The following is a 14,685-nucleotide window of genomic DNA, read 5'->3' on the forward strand; positions in this document are numbered from 1 at the left end:
TATGCCACGCATTACCGGGGTACGGGCTGGGATATGGGCATGGGGCATCGCGTTAGGCGTTTTGACGCTCTGCCGCCTGATGATGGCAGCATGGGTACCGCTGACCCCGGATGAAGCATACTACCGGATCTGGGCGCTGGCACCGGCCGCCGGGTATCTTGATCACCCGCCGCTGGTGGCCCTCTGGATCCGGGCCGGACTGGCGTTGTTTGGGGATACCGCTCTGGGTGTGCGGGCCATGGGGCCTGTCTCAGCACTGGCCGGGACGGTGTTTCTTGCTCTGACTGCCCGCGACTGGCTAAAGACCCGTGCCCGGATGGGGGGAGAAAAGGCGACCCTCACGCCGGATGACGGTATGGTGCGAACCGGCCTGCTGCTGAACGGCACGCTTGCTCTTGGTGTCGGCACTCTGATCATGACGCCGGATACACCACTCCTGTTTTTTATGGCTTTGCTGGTCTGGAGTCTTGGGCGCGTCTGTCTGGCCGGGCAGGGCACTGGCTGGTTACTGGCCGGGCTGGCCGCTGGCCTTGGTTTTGAAAGTAAATATACCGCCGTGCTGCCGGTTGGTGGCGTGCTTGTCTGGCTTCTTCTGACCGGTGCCGGGCGTGCGTGGCTGAAAACCGTCTGGCCCTGGGCTGGCGGGGGCGTGGCTTTGTTGTGTGCTGCGCCTGTTATCGGGTGGAATGCCGCGCATGGGTGGGTGAGCTTTCTCAAACAGGGAGGACGCACCAGTGACTGGCATCCGGCCAAAATGCTCACTTATTTTGGTGAGTTGCTGGGCGGGCAGGTGGGGCTGGCTTCTCCGGGTGTGTTCGTGTTTTTTCTGGGGGGCGTCTGGCTGCTGTGGCGGCAAAAAGACAGCTTCTCCCGTCTTCTGCTCCTGATGATCGCCATCCCGGCTCTTGTCTTTGTGCAGCACGCATTTGGGGCGCGTGTGCAGGCAAACTGGCCGGTTGTGCTTTATCCTGCTCTGGCTGTGGCGGCAGTGCTGCCTGTCTGGCGGGGTGCCGTGGCATCCAGCCTGCTGGGGATGGCGCTGGTGTTAGTGATTGTCATGCAGGCTATTTTCTCGCCCGTTACACTCTCCCCGCATTTTGACATGACCTTGCGGCAGATGGGCGGCTGGCAGGACTTTGCCAGAACAGTCGCTGATCACACGCCCCCATCCTCTGTGCTGATTGCTGACGAATATGGTCTGGCGGCTGAGTTGTCATTTTACGCACCTCCGGGGCGTCCGGTGATGGCGGTTGAGCCGCGCTGGATGCTGTTTGATCTGCCGCGTGCTGCGTGTGGAGAGGGGTATCTGATTCGCAGCCACAGGCGGCATGACCAGCCGGATGCGACTCACTTTATCGTGCTGGATGAGGAGCCGTCTCTGGTCCGGCAGCGGCACGGAGTTGTGGCTGATACATACTCGGTTTTTCATGTGCAGATGCGGTGTGATGCCACAGGTCATGCGCGTGATGCCGTGACTCTGCCCTGAAAAAAGACGGGAAAAACCCATTCTGCCCGGAGGAATGCCGTGTCTGCTTGGACAGGGGCGCGGAACGGGATTACGATGTGACAAGAGTGACAAAAAAGGAAAGCGGGGCGTATGTCTTCTCCACTGAATGTGGCCGTCCAGATGGACCCTCTGGAGCACATCAATATTGATGGTGATTCCACATTCGCCATGATGCTGGAAGCGCAGGCCCGTGGGCATGCGCTGTTTGTGTATGAAGTCGGCTCCATGGCGCTGGGGGAAGGGGTGACAGAGCCCGGAGGAGTGGCGAGAGCACAGGTGAGTGCAGCCGTCCGCCCAGTGACAGTGCAGCGCGAGCGCGGCAATCATGCCAGCTTTGGCCCGGTCGTCCGTCGGTCACTGGGGGAAATGGATGTGGTGCTGATGCGTCAGGACCCGCCGTTTGACATGGCGTATATTACGGCCACGCATCTGCTGGACCATGTGCACGGTATTGGCCCCGATAAGGCGCTGGTGGTGAATGACCCGCGCTGGGTGCGGGATTCTCCGGAAAAACTGCTGGTGACCCATTTTCCGGGCCTGATGCCGCCAACACTGGTGACATGGGACGTGGAGGAAATCCGCGCATTCCGCCGGAAGTGGCGCGACATTATTGTCAAACCGCTATTCGGGAATGGTGGAAGCGGGATTTTCCGTATTCGTGAAGATGATCAGAATCTGAACGCACTGCTGGAAATGCATTTTGCCCGCTCCCGTGAGCCGCTGATGATCCAGCGTTACGAACCTGCGGTCAAAGCCGGGGATAAGCGGATTATTCTGGTGGATGGGGCACCGATCGGGGCCATTAACCGGGTTCCGTCTGGTGAGGATCACCGGTCTAACATGCATGTTGGCGGTGTTGCCCGTAAAGTTGACCTGACTGCGCGTGATAAAGAAATCTGCGCTGCAATCGGGCCGTTCCTGAAAGAGCATGGGCTGATTTTCGTCGGGATCGACGTGATCGGCGAGTATCTGACGGAAATCAACGTCACCTCACCGACAGGGCTTCAGGAACTGGAACGGTTTGACGGTATTAACGGCGCCGGACTGATCTGGGAGTGCATTGAAGCCACACTGAAAGGAAAGGCTGACTGAACGTCAGGAGGCTTTGTCGGCCTGAGTAGTAACCGATGCAGCAGAAGAATGTTCTGTCTGGTGTGTCGGGCCGTCCTCTGCGTCCGGGTCCGGCAGGACAGGGTCTTTACCAAAGCGATTGTCAAACCACTGCATCAGCGGGGATCGAAAATAGTAAATCGCAATCGATGACCAGATGATCAGTGAAAGGATGGCAATAAACAGATTTAGCATGGCAGTTTTCTTTTCACCCCGTTCTTTCAGAGCGGAACGTAAGGGCACAATGGGGCTGAAGACAAGGGCGCTTTTGTGGCAGGCATTATTTAATACAGGGAAGATGCGTTGTGGCTCTTGAAGAAATTACAGCAAGCAGGCAGAGAGAGAGCATGAGTGACGTTCTCCACGAATGCCCGCCCGGTCAGGGTGAAGATCCGGTGCCTCCTCCTTCACGCTCGGCGCTGGATGCAGAGGCTGTAAAAGTTGCCTACCGTCGGTGGGCCGCCGTCTATGATACCGTTTTTGGCGGTGTTTCGGGCGTGGGGCGCAAGCGCGCGGTTGAAGCTGTCAACGCGCTGCCAGGCACAAAGGTGCTGGAAGTCGGCGTGGGGACGGGGCTTGCGTTGCCCTGCTATACTCAGAACAAAAAAATTACGGGCATTGATCTCTCTGGTGACATGCTGGCCCGTGCGCGGGAACGCGTGCAGAAAGAGCATCTGACCAATGTTGAGGCCCTGCTGGAAATGGATGCGGAAGAGACCAGCTTTGCTGATGCCTCTTTTGATATTGCAGTCGCCATGTTTGTGGCGTCCGTGGTGCCGCATCCGCGCAAGCTGCTGAGCGAACTCAAGCGTGTTGTGCGCCCCGGCGGCCACATTCTTTTTGTGAATCATTTTCTGGCACCCAACGGTGTACGGGGCGCGGTTGAGCGCGGAATGGCGCGGGCGTCCCGCTCTCTGGGCTGGCATCCTGACTTTGCCATGGAGTCCCTGCTACCGCCGGATGATCTGGCACGGGCACAGATCCAGCCAGTGCCGCCGCTTGGTCTGTTTACACTTGTAACACTCGACCGGACGTAAAAAACCCGGTCCCGTCGCCCCTGCCGCCTTTTCTGCACAAGGCAGAGCAGACGGCGGCGCGGGACTTAACGGGTCGTCTGTCAGAATAAAAACCGTTATTATACATGTTTTACAGAGTCCGCAGAGCGTAAACGCGCTGTGGTCTGAGTAAGGTATAGGTTACGGAAATGACCTCTACCGGGCACACAGCCGGAACGGGAAGAAAAAGCATGATGAAGCAGACTGCATCGGGTACGGGTGTGGGAGCAGGGTATCTGCTTGTCGCCGCGGGAGCGGGACTGCTTGGTGGGGGTGCTTCCGTACTGCGGCAGGCCGGTGTGATGCCTGATCATGGTATCTGGCCTGTTCTCGAACATGTTCACGCCCCGCTGATGCTTCTGTTTGTTGTTCTTCCGGCGCTCGTTTGTGGGTTCAGTAACCTCTGGCTGCCCAGAGCCCTCGGCCGGACAGGGATGGTTCTGCCTGTGCTGAATGGTGCAGGACTTGGCCTGATTGCTCTCTCTGGTGTTCTGACGGTTGCTCTTGGTGCGCAGGTTCTGCTTGTGCTGCTCTGGAGCGCGGGGATGCTTTGCGCCATCATGGTTGTGCTCGCGACCATTTTTGACAGCCGTGCCGATTTTGAAGACGCACAGGCATTTTCTCCCTTCGTGTGGGGCGAAATGCTGGCGTCTGCGGTGCTGTTGCTGACGGTGCCAGTTCTGGCTGCCGTCATGACGCATCAGCTTCTTTCCGGGGCGTCAGCGGATATTCTCCCACTTCTGGATGGCTTTGCAGAGCCTGTTACACTCGTCACATTGCTCGCCGGGTTTGGTCTCGTGTTTGAAGCAGGGGCGAGAGGCAGCCGCTTTTCTGAAAAGCCGGTGGTTGCCATTATGGCCACGACGGCATCCGCTTCTGTCATTATCTGGGTGCGGGGCGTTTTCGCGCATGGGCTGGCTGCCAGTGTGCAGCAGCCGGGTGTGCTGACGTCACCTGAAAACGCTGTGCTGTCCGCCTCAACGTTGGCCTCTGTCCTTCTGGCCGCCTTGTGGATGGCGGGAACATGGCGCAGCCGCCTGTCCCTGCGCGTCCCGATGTTGTGGGGGCTTGGGTTTCTGGCCATTGTGTCCACGGGCTGGGTTGCGCAGTTTATGCAGGGCGAAGGCCTTCATTCTGCGCTTGAGGTCGGTGCCGTTTATGCGACGTTCTGCGGGCTGTATCTGTGGCGTGGTGAAAGTGGCGGATACTGGTATCCGCGCCTGCCAGCCATTTTGCAGTTCGTGCTGATGGCTGCCGCGACCGGACTGTCCTTTTCTCCTCTGTCTGCCGCAACGCAGATCTGGAGCGGCGCTCTGCTTGGCGCATCTCTCCTCTGCTTTCTGGTGACGATGGGTATGAGCCTCTTCCAGAACCGCAAAGCGGAGAGCGATTATGTCGGCACCTCTGCCCCGTCAGCCATGCTTTCTTCTTCTGAAGGAACAGTGCAGTCATGAGTGAGACTATCGCCAGCGCCGCCCCAGCGGAACGTATCCGCTTTAAGGCCGACAGAGTTGGCACCACAGCGAAAGACTGGGTGCAACTGCTTAAGCCGCGCGTAATTTCCCTCGTGGTGTTTACCGGCGCGGCCGGGATGATTATGGCTCCCGGCCATCTCAATCCGTTTGTGGCGGCGGTGTCCATCCTGTGCATCTGTCTGGCGTCCGGCGCGGCAGGGGCCATCAATATGTGGTATGACCGCGATATTGATGCCGTAATGCAGCGGACCATTACGCGGCCTATCCCGGGTGGGCGTATTCCGCCGCAGGAAGCTCTGGCTTATGGCGTAGGGCTGTCCTGCCTTTCCGTGTGTCTGATGTGGATGGCGACGAACGCTCTGGCAGCCGGTATTCTGGCCTTCTCGATCTTCTTTTATTCCGTCATTTACACCATGTGGCTCAAGCGCTCCACGCCGCAGAATATCGTGATAGGCGGGGCTGCCGGTGCCTTCCCACCCATGATTGGCTGGGCAGCCGCAACCGGCCATATGGCGGTGCTGCCGGTCGTGATGTTCGGGATTGTGTTCTTCTGGACACCGCCGCATTTCTGGTCACTGTCCCTGTATGCCTGCAAGGATTATGGCCGGGCGGGTATCCCCATGCTGCCGGTTGTTAAAGGGGCGCGGCATACGCGGTGGAACATTTTTGTCTATACACTGGTGCTTCTGGCCATCTCGCTCATACCGTCTTTCCTGCATCTGAGCGGCTGGCTGTATACGGGCACGGCTCTGGTGCTTGGACTTGGCTTTGTGGCGTGTGCTGTGCGTGTACTGCGGGAGCCACAGGATGCGACCGGCATCAGCCTGCAGGGCGATAAAGCGGCGCGTCTGTCGTTCCGCTTTTCTCTGGCCTATCTGTTCCTACTGTTCTGCGGACTGCTGGCTGACCATATTCTGACGGGGTGGATGCACTGATGAACACGTCAAGCGTTCTAAGTTCGCAGGAAATTGCAGAGAAAAAGCGCCGCCAGAAAGGCCGTCTGTCTGCCATGCTGGGCTTCATGCTGGTGATAGCTGGTGTCATGTATGGGCTGACGCTCACACACTTCTAAGTAATGGCATGCTCCCGTCCGGCGGGAGTTGCTGTGGCGCGGCTTAACGCTACCTTCTTCAGCAACGCTTTCCGTGGTTTACGTTCTCAGAAGAACGAGAGGAAGAAGGCTGTCGCTCAGGCTTCTTCCTGCCGGGGTGTGCGGGCGGTTTGCAGCAGCGCATCCATCTGGATGCTCACGCCCTTTTCCTTGAGTTTCAGGATATCAGCCTCCAGATCCGCAATTTTGCGTTTGCTCCAGAAATGCAGGAACAGGCCAAATGCGGAGGCAGAGACACCTAACACCACAACGGCAATTTCCAGAAATAGCATGGTGTCTGTCCTGATCTGAGCGTGAAAACTAAAAAGCCTGCATGCTCATAAAGAGCGATGCAGGCTTTGTGAAGCGGCGTGGGCGTTATGCGCCACGCCCCTGCTGAATGGCGGAGAGCAGCCAGCGCCCCCCACGGGAAGGACGGGTAAACGTCCAGAGTTCGGTAATTGTAACCGGCTCGGTCGAGCTACCTTCAATAACCTGCCCTGTGGCATTGGTCGTCAGGTCAATCAGGCTGTAGCGCATGGCAACAGTTGCGTAGTCCATGCCAGCTTCCTGCCAGGCTTCGGCCAGATCGCCCTGAATGAAGTGGACATCAGACACCACATTCCGAGCGCCCTGACTGGCCAGCGTGGCGAGCTGCTGGTTGAAGTAGGACACCATTTCCGGCGTGGCCATCTGCTGGAGAGCCGGGATGTTCTGCTGGTTCCATGCGGTCTGGATATCCAGCAACGTTTGCTGGAAGGCCTGATAGTCCGTGCTGGTGATCGCCAGTGTGGAACCGCCCGTACTGGCAGGGAAACCTGCAGGTGTTGTAGTCTGTGTCGGGCCGGTGGCGCCGGAGTTCAGTGTAAAAGCCGAGCCACCGGAGCCGGAGGATTTATTCCCGGAAAAACGGCGGACCAGCCACATCACGACCATAACAATCAGCCCGATCTGGATCAGCAGACCAATAAAGCTGAACAGCCCGTGCACGCCGCCCATAAAGCCGTGCCCGCTCAGCAGACCAAACAGGCCTGCGCCCAGCATGCCCCCGGCAAAACCCGTCAGGAACGGGTGACGCGCGGCGGTCCCCATACCCATTCCGCGGTTAAGCGGTGCGCCGTAATTATTCTGGCCGGGATAGCCATTATAGCCCGGAGCCGGGCCGCGCGGCGTAATGGAGCGGTCCATGGGGGCTGCGCCATAGGGCGTTGTGTTGGTGGTGGGCGGTGCGCTCCATGTCCGGCTGCCGCGGCTGCCCATGGAGCTGCCCTGACCCGGGCGTGCGTCAGCATGCTGCGCCAGTGGGCCACCAAGCATGCTGAGGGTCAGAAAAGCGGTTAAAACAGGCGTAAGAAAACGCTTTTTCACGGTGTCTGGTCTCTCCGGACGGTGTAGGCCCCGGCAAGGCTCAGGGCATCTACCCTTAATGTGGGGGCGTCACTGCCAAAACGGAACTGCAAATCGTCCGCTAATGTCATGGAAGCGAAAATTTCCAGCAGATTGCCTGCCAGAGTGAATTCTTCCGCTGCCTCGGCAATCTGACCATCGCGGATCATGAAGCCGGAGGCACCACGGCTGTAATCCCCTGTCAGGCCGTTGATGGAAGAGCCCATCATCTCTGTGATGAACAGGCCTTCCTTGATATCCGCCATCAGAGCCGCAGGTGTGACGCTGCCGGGCTGGAACGCCAGATTGGTGGGGGAGGGAGCCGGTGGGCTGGAAGATCCTCGCGCGGCGCGGCCATTGCTGGTCAGCCCAAGCTGGCGGGCGCTCCGGGTGTCCAGAATCCAGCTTTGCAGCACACCATTTTCTACCAGCGCCAGCGGTTTGCCCTGCACGGCCTCTCCGTCAAACGGGCGGGACCGCAGGCCACGCAGGCGCGTGGGGTCATCTGTGATGGTGATTTCTCTGGCAAAAATCTGCTGCCCGAGCTTGTCCTTCAAAAAAGACGTGCCCCGCGCGATGGAGGACCCGCTGATGGCCCCCACCAGATGCCCCAGAAAACTGTTCGCCACACGCGGGTGAAACACAACCGGATATTTACCGGTGCGCGGGCGGCTGGGGTTCAGGCGGGCCACGGCCTTGCGGCCTGCGCTCAGGCCCAGCGCTGCGGCATCTTCCAGATCAGCAAGATGGACCGTGCCGTGATAGTCATAATCCCGCTGCATGCCATCGCCTTTGCCTGCCAGTACGCAGACAGAGGTGGAATGGCGGGTGCGGGCATAAGACCCGGCAAAATCCTGCGACGTCACGAGAATGACTTCCGTGCGGCTGAAAGAAGCGCTGCTGCCAGCGCTGTTGGTCACACCCTCAACGGCCAGAGCAGCCTCTTCCCCGGCACGGGCGCGGGCCAGCAGGGCGTTGGCATCGGGTTCTGCCGTATCCGTCAGGTCCAGTGCGTTCTGGGTGAATGTGCCGGTCAGCCCCTGCTGGGCGAGGCCTGCATATTTATCATCCGGCAGCATCCGGGCCATGGCCAGAGCCTGCTCAATCAGCCCGTCAAACCGCGTCGGGTCGAGGGTGGTGGTGGAGACAATGGCGGTTTTCTGGCCTGCAAACACCCGCAGGCCGAGGTCTGTGGTTTCAGAGCGTTCCAGCTCTTCCGTCACACCATTACGCACCCCCGCGCCCAGCGCGGTGCTGGAGACAAAAACCGCATCTGCGGCATCCGCTCCGGCATGGCGCGCGCGGCGGACAAGATCAGAGATCTTTTCGAGGGTTTGTGCGCTCATGCCGCGAGGTTCTCCGTAATCGTGTCCAGAGACAGGACGTGTTTGACAGGCCCCAGTGCGGCCAGTGTCGGCTTCTGGGTGAAAATCCGGGCGGCAACGCGGCGGATATCCTCCGTCGTGACAGCCTCCACGCGGGCAACTGTTTCCGCAACCGGGATCAGACGGCCAAAGAGCTGAAGCTGGCGGGCAATCTGTTCACACCGGCTGCCCGTGCTTTCCAGAGACATCAGCAGAGAGGCCTTGAGCTGCGCACGGGCGCGGGCCAGTTCGTCTTCCCCCACGTTCTTCTGAACTTTTTTAAGCTCTTCCAGCGTAACGGGCACCAGTTCCGCACATTCTTTTTCACCCGTGCCGGCATAAATGCCGAACACGCCGCCATCGAGGAACGGCGCATTGAAGGAATAGACCGAGTAGACCAGACCGCGCTTTTCCCGGATTTCCTGAAACAGGCGGGAGGACATCCCGCCGCCCAGCAGCAGGGAGAGCATCAGAGCCGCGTAGTAATCAGGGTCATTATACCCCACGGAGGGGAAGCCCAGAACCACATGGGCCTGATCCAGATCTTTCTCCTGCCGGAACTCGCCGCCGCCATAAATGGACGGCGTGCCGGGGATGAGGGATGTGGTGCCGAGGTCGGCAAAATGCCGCTCCACCTGCCGCACAACGTCCTCATGGTGCAGGTTGCCTGCTGCGGCCACTACCATGTTGCCCGTGGTGTAATGCGCGCTCATGTAGCGCATCAGCGTGTCACGGCTCATGGTGCGGATCAGATCTTCCGTGCCCAGTGTCGGGCGGCCCATGGGCTGGTTGGGGTAGGCGGTTGCCTGAAAATGGTCGAACACCACATCATCCGGCGTATCGTTCGCCTGCCCGATTTCCTGAAGGATCACACCGCGTTCACGTTCAATTTCCGTCGGGTCAAACGTGGAATGGGTCAGGATATCGCCAATGATATCAATGCCCAGATCCAGATTTTCCTTCAGCAGCTTGACGTAATAGGCCGTCTGCTCCCGTGCGGTATAGGCATTGATATGCCCGCCCACATTCTCAATTTCCTCAGCAATCTGGAGTGCGGAGCGACGCTCTGTGCCCTTGAACGCCATATGCTCAAGGAAGTGGGAGACACCGTTTTCTTCCGCGGTTTCATCCCGCGTGCCGGTGGAAACATAGGCTCCGAAGGAAACGGTTTCGACGCGCTCCATACGTTCTGTCACAACAATCAGGCCCGAGGGCAGACGGGTCAACTGGATCGGATCGGTCATTCTTGTCCTGAAAAGAAAGGCCGCACACGCGGCCTGAAGAAAGGGGAGTTCAAGGAGATCAGGCGTTAGAGAGCACTGCTGCGCGCACGGCATCCTTTACGGCATCCGCCGTGGCCGGAACGGTGCGGTAACGCTCTTCACGCGAATAGAGGTCTGCCAGATGCACGGGCAGAGCAGGCCGGATGCCCGTAGCGGCAACCATTGCATCCGGGAATTTGGCCGGATGCGCCGTGGCCATGGCGACCATCGGTACCCCGGCTTCGCGGAAGCGGCGGCCTGCGGCAATGCCAATGGCGCTGTGCGGGTCCGCCAGATAACCGGAGCGGTCATGCAGGCTTTTGATTTCCGCTTCCGTCGCAGCATCATCCAGTGCCAGACCGGAGAAGAGTGTGCGGGCCGTCTCCCACGCTTCCGCCGGAACATCCATGTGCCCGCTGGTGCGGAAGGTCGTCATAATGCGGGCGCAGGCTTCAGCATCACGCCCCAGCAGTTCAAACAGCAGGCGTTCAAAGTTGGAAGAGACCTGAATATCCATGGAGGGGGAGAGGCTGGGCATGACGGACTTCATCGTCATGTCATTCGCATTCAGGAAGCGCGTCAGAATATCATTCCGGTTGGAGCCTACGCACAGATGGCGGACCGGCAGGCCCATTTTGCGTGCGGCCCATGCGGCCAGAATGTTGCCGAAGTTGCCGGTCGGCACGGCAAAGGAGACTTCCTGCTCCGGTGCGCCAAAATTGAGCGCGGCATACACGTAGTAGGGAATCTGGGCGGCAATGCGCGCCCAGTTGATGGAGTTCACGGCGGAGAGATGCATGTCCTTGCGGAACGGCATATCCGCGAACAGGGCTTTGACCAGATCCTGACAGTCGTCAAACGTGCCCTCAATGGCCAGATTGGTCACGTTGGGTTCAAGCACCGTCGTCATCTGGCGGCGCTGCACTTCAGACGTACGGTCTTTTGGGTGCAGGATAACCACGGAGATGCGCTCACGCCCACGGCAGGCTTCAATAGCGGCGGATCCGGTATCACCCGATGTTGCGCCCACAATGGTCACATGCTCGTTGCGCTCACTCAGCACATGTTCAAACAACTGGCCCAGCAACTGCATGGCCATATCTTTGAAGGCCAGCGTGGGGCCGTGGAACAGTTCCTGCACAAACAGGCCATTTTCCACCTGCGTCAGCGGGACAATGGCCGGATGGTCAAACCCGGCATAGGCTTTCTCGCACAGGGCGCGCAAAGTGCCGGGGTCAATATCTTCCCCGACAAATGGCCGCATGATCCGGGCGGCAAGCTCCGGATACGGCAGGCCGCGCATGGCTTGCCACTCGGAGAGTGAAAAGCTGGGCCATGTTTCCGGCAGATACAGGCCGCCATCTTCGGCAAGGCCCGTCAGCAGGACATCAGAAAACGAGAGAGCGGGAGCCTTCCCCCGGGTCGAGATATAGCGCATGGCCAGACTTATACCCTGAATGGGAGACGGCGCGAAGTAGCCTTCTGCATCCGTCTGCTCAGGTTGGGGGCGGGGTGGTGGGCAGTGTGAGCTGATAAACCGTGACGGGCCATTTCACAGTGGCCTTACCGTTCTGGAAGGCCGCGGTGTGGTCAAGCTGCATGGTGGGCACAAACAGATGCCCGTGCCCGTCCAAGCCCGGGGTGCCGGGGTAGGTCAGGCGCGGGTCCGTAATCAGCCTACGCGGGATGCGGCCGGTGCTGTAGCTGAGAATGCTGCCAGTGCTGACATCAGACCAGTAGAGCGTGCCATCCGGGCCAATGGTCATGCCACCCAGTGAGGGCGTTTTGTACCACTGGGTAACAATTTCTTCCATGGCGGCGGGGGTAATGTCCGGGTCCGTAAAGGTGCTGGTGTCCACACGGGCGAGGTAATTGCCCGGCGCCTGTAGCACAATCCAGCGCCCATCCGGGCTGATGGCAATCATGCTGGAATCAATGGCGGCGGGGCGGCCATCTCCCCAGTTGAGTGTGCCGCCGGGAATCTGGATGGGCCGCGTGGCTGTGAGTGCCGGATGGCGGTCCAGAAAGCGGCGTGTTGAGCCGGCGGGAATATCAACAACCAGCACGCCCGCAACACCTGAGTCGGCAAGATAGGCTGTGTTGCCGTAGACCGCGACGCCGGAGAGAATACTGTCCGGATGCAGGGCTGTTTTCTCGATGGCGATCGTCCCCAGAACGATATTCTTCTTGGTATCAATATGGATCAGCTTAGGTTGCGCCACCGCCGGAGCCTTGCGGTCAGGCACCCCGCTGTCCAGCACCCAGAGCGTGCCATCAGGCAGAAGGGTCAGCCCTGCCGCGGCGATAATCCGTCTGGCGCTGTCGCCCTCCGCGGCGTTCCAGTCGGCATCCGGGTAGGGCGTAAAACTGCCATCCGTGTTGCGGACGGAAAGCTGCGGGCCGGGATTGCCCACCCATGCCGGGGCTTCAAACAGCATCCGGCCATCGGGCAGGGGGACCACGGCATCCCAGATCTGTTTGTCAGACTGCGTAAAGGGTGTGAGCGCCGAGGCCGTGAGTTCCGGCACTTTCGGCATATGTACCGCCCATGCGGCGTGGGGTGGCAGGGCAGCGGCAAGGCTCGCGGTCAGCGTTGTCAAAGCGAGGGCGCGGCGGAACCCTGAAAAAGGCCGGGTACGTCTGGTCATCATGAAATTTCTGGCAGCCTTGCTGTACGTGTGCGGCGAAAACATGCGGCCAGTCTCCCCCTTTTTGGTCCACCCCGACAACCGCATTCTTCGCATGGCCCGCCAGAACCCTGCGAAGAGGCGGAGGATAGGCGGGCAATCAGGCGTCTGGTGCGCGGTCCAGATAGCGGCGCTGGATATGGGTCTGCCAGGCTTCGGCCCCGAGCGGTGCGCCGGTCGCATCCCGGATGATGTCCGGCATGGAGGCGCTGCGGGCGCGGCCGTGGATATGGGTGCGCAGCCAGCCCAGCAGCGGGGCAAAATTACCCTCCGCCAGAGCCGGGGCAATCTGGCTGTCCTGCTGGAAGGCGGCGGTGCGAATCTGCGCTGCCGCAAATGCGCCCATGGCGTAGCAGGGGAAGTACCCAAACAGCCCCTCCGGCCAGTGGATATCCTGCAGGCAGCCGCGCCGGTCATCCGGCACATGCAGGCCGAGCAGGGCGTGGAGGCGGTCATTAAAGGCGGCGGGGAGGTCCTTAACCGCCAGATCCCCGCTGATCATCGCGGTTTCCAGTTCATAGCGCACGAGAATATGGGCGGGGTATGTCACTTCATCCGCGTCCACGCGGATAAAGCCCGGCTCCACATGCGTTACCAGACGGAGCAGATTGTCGGCCTCCCAGCCCGCTGTGCCTTCGGGGATGTTAAATTCGGCTCTCAGCAGAGGGGCCACCCAGTCCACAAAGGCGCGGGAGCGGCAGACCTGCATTTCCATAGTGAGAGACTGGCTTTCATGCAGTGTCATGCCCCCGGCCTGCCCGACGGGCTGGGAGAGCCACTGTTCCGGCAACCTCATATCATACAGTGCGTGCCCGGTTTCATGCAGGACACCCATCATGGCGGGGAGGAAATCGGCTTCCTCATAGCGCGTGGTCAGGCGCACATCATGCGTGGCCCCGCCGCAGAAGGGGTGGAGGCTCACATCCAGTCGTCCGCGCGTCATATCGAACCCAAGCTGCTGCATCAGCTTGCGGCCGAGTGCTTCCTGTCGCGGCACCGGAAACGGTCCCTGAAGAGGAACGGCCGGGGGCAGGCTGCGCTGCTTGTCCAGCACGGTGGCAATCAGGCCGGGCAGATCTGCGCTCAGACGGCTGAAAATCGGGTCAATATCGGTCTGGCGTGTGCCGGGGTCGAACGAGTCCAGCAATGCATCGTAGGGTGAGAGGCCAAGCGCCTCACCTTTGGCGCGGGCAATCTGCTGCGTAAGGTTCAGCACTTCCTGCTGGTAGGGCAGAAAGGTTTTGAAATCATTATTCTGGCGGGCCTCACGCCACACCATCTCGCTGCGGGCTGTGGCCTGTGCGCTGGCCTCCACCAGATCCCCCGGCAGGGCGGTGGCATGGGTGTGCAGGCGGCGCATTTCAGCAATGTTGGCGCGGCGCCAGACATCATCCCCGGCGTCAGCCGTTGCCAGAAGGTCCGCCATTTCAGGGGCCGTCAGAATTTCATGCCGCAGCCCTTCCAGCATGGCCAGATTTTCCGCCCGCCGCTCTGCGGCCCCGTGGGGCATGATCACTTCCTTGTCCCAGCCCAGAATACCGATGGCGTCATTGAGGGAAGACAGGCGGGCAAAATGGCGCTCTAGGCTCTGATAGGCTTTATTCATGACTCGGAATCTGGTCCTGTAGGGTGGCAACGCGTGCTCGGGAGGGTAGAACATCGCCCTGCGGGACGGAACTGTCTGTGGTCAAGTTTGGCCAGAGTGTCAGGGAAGAATATCTGCTCCCATTCTCCAGACGGACTTTAAGG

General features: G+C 60.0%; 14 protein-coding genes. 6 read left to right on the forward strand and 8 right to left on the reverse strand.

Features of this window, described 5'->3' with window-relative positions; all coding sequences use genetic code 11:
* Position 1: 1 nt before the first annotated feature.
* Entirely contained in the window at positions 2-1,486 is a 1,485-nt protein-coding gene (locus tag JK199_RS08885) for a glycosyltransferase family 39 protein (RefSeq protein WP_212375316.1), read from the forward strand.
* A gap of 111 nt (positions 1,487-1,597) precedes the next feature.
* Positions 1,598-2,599: a glutathione synthase gene (gene gshB / locus JK199_RS08890; RefSeq protein ID WP_212375318.1), complete on the forward strand. Its 1,002-nt coding sequence runs from the start codon at positions 1,598-1,600 to the stop codon at positions 2,597-2,599.
* A 3-nt stretch (positions 2,600-2,602) separates the two neighbouring features.
* Here gshB and JK199_RS08895 read toward each other — a convergent pair whose 3' ends face one another.
* The gene (locus JK199_RS08895; protein ID WP_212375320.1) at positions 2,603-2,812 is read right to left on the reverse strand and encodes a hypothetical protein; all 210 of its coding nucleotides are present in this window, start codon (positions 2,810-2,812) and stop codon (positions 2,603-2,605) included.
* A gap of 152 nt (positions 2,813-2,964) precedes the next feature.
* Here JK199_RS08895 and JK199_RS08900 point away from each other — a divergent pair, with 152 nt between their 5' ends.
* The 4 genes from JK199_RS08900 to JK199_RS08915 all read left to right on the forward strand — a co-directional run bounded on the left by JK199_RS08900 (position 2,965) and on the right by JK199_RS08915 (position 6,219).
* Positions 2,965-3,654 (forward strand): class I SAM-dependent methyltransferase, encoded by a 690-nt coding sequence (locus JK199_RS08900; RefSeq protein ID WP_025825911.1) that lies wholly within the window; start codon positions 2,965-2,967, stop codon positions 3,652-3,654.
* A 209-nt stretch (positions 3,655-3,863) separates the two neighbouring features.
* The gene (locus JK199_RS08905) at positions 3,864-5,126 is read left to right on the forward strand and encodes a cbb3-type cytochrome c oxidase subunit I (RefSeq protein WP_212375322.1); all 1,263 of its coding nucleotides are present in this window, start codon (positions 3,864-3,866) and stop codon (positions 5,124-5,126) included.
* Entirely contained in the window at positions 5,123-6,082 is a 960-nt protein-coding gene (locus JK199_RS08910) for a heme o synthase (RefSeq protein WP_212375324.1), read from the forward strand. The genes JK199_RS08905 and JK199_RS08910 overlap by 4 nt, the downstream gene beginning before the upstream one ends.
* Entirely contained in the window at positions 6,082-6,219 is a 138-nt protein-coding gene (locus JK199_RS08915; RefSeq protein WP_167552548.1) for a hypothetical protein, read from the forward strand. Before JK199_RS08910 ends, JK199_RS08915 begins: the two co-directional genes overlap by 1 nt.
* A 116-nt stretch (positions 6,220-6,335) precedes the next feature.
* Here the strand turns inward: JK199_RS08915 and JK199_RS08920 are convergent, their stop codons facing one another.
* The 7 genes from JK199_RS08920 to JK199_RS08950 all read right to left on the reverse strand — a co-directional run bounded on the left by JK199_RS08920 (position 6,336) and on the right by JK199_RS08950 (position 14,542).
* A complete protein-coding gene (locus tag JK199_RS08920) occupies positions 6,336-6,530 on the reverse strand; it encodes a hypothetical protein (protein WP_212375326.1) in 195 nt (64 codons plus the stop codon).
* Between the two features lie 85 nt (positions 6,531-6,615).
* The gene (locus JK199_RS08925; RefSeq protein ID WP_212375328.1) at positions 6,616-7,605 is read right to left on the reverse strand and encodes a Tim44 domain-containing protein; all 990 of its coding nucleotides are present in this window, start codon (positions 7,603-7,605) and stop codon (positions 6,616-6,618) included.
* Positions 7,602-8,969: a TldD/PmbA family protein gene (locus JK199_RS08930; protein ID WP_212375330.1), complete on the reverse strand. Its 1,368-nt coding sequence runs from the start codon at positions 8,967-8,969 to the stop codon at positions 7,602-7,604. Before JK199_RS08930 ends, JK199_RS08925 begins: the two co-directional genes overlap by 4 nt.
* A complete protein-coding gene (locus JK199_RS08935; RefSeq protein WP_086656102.1) occupies positions 8,966-10,231 on the reverse strand; it encodes a M16 family metallopeptidase in 1,266 nt (421 codons plus the stop codon). The genes JK199_RS08930 and JK199_RS08935 overlap by 4 nt, the downstream gene beginning before the upstream one ends.
* 58 nt (positions 10,232-10,289) lie before the next feature.
* Positions 10,290-11,687, reverse strand: coding sequence for a threonine synthase (thrC, locus tag JK199_RS08940; RefSeq protein ID WP_212375332.1), 1,398 nt, complete (start codon positions 11,685-11,687; stop codon positions 10,290-10,292).
* Positions 11,688-11,745: 58 nt separating this feature from the next.
* On the reverse strand, positions 11,746-12,897 hold the full coding sequence (locus JK199_RS08945) for an L-dopachrome tautomerase-related protein (RefSeq protein ID WP_212375417.1): 1,152 nt from the start codon (positions 12,895-12,897) through the stop codon (positions 11,746-11,748).
* Positions 12,898-13,036: 139 nt separating this feature from the next.
* The gene (locus JK199_RS08950; RefSeq protein ID WP_212375334.1) at positions 13,037-14,542 is read right to left on the reverse strand and encodes a carboxypeptidase M32; all 1,506 of its coding nucleotides are present in this window, start codon (positions 14,540-14,542) and stop codon (positions 13,037-13,039) included.
* Between the last annotated feature and the right edge of the window lie 143 nt (positions 14,543-14,685).

The sequence above is a fragment of the Acetobacter persici genome (genome assembly GCF_018256955.1).
Taxonomy (GTDB): domain Bacteria; phylum Pseudomonadota; class Alphaproteobacteria; order Acetobacterales; family Acetobacteraceae; genus Acetobacter; species Acetobacter persici.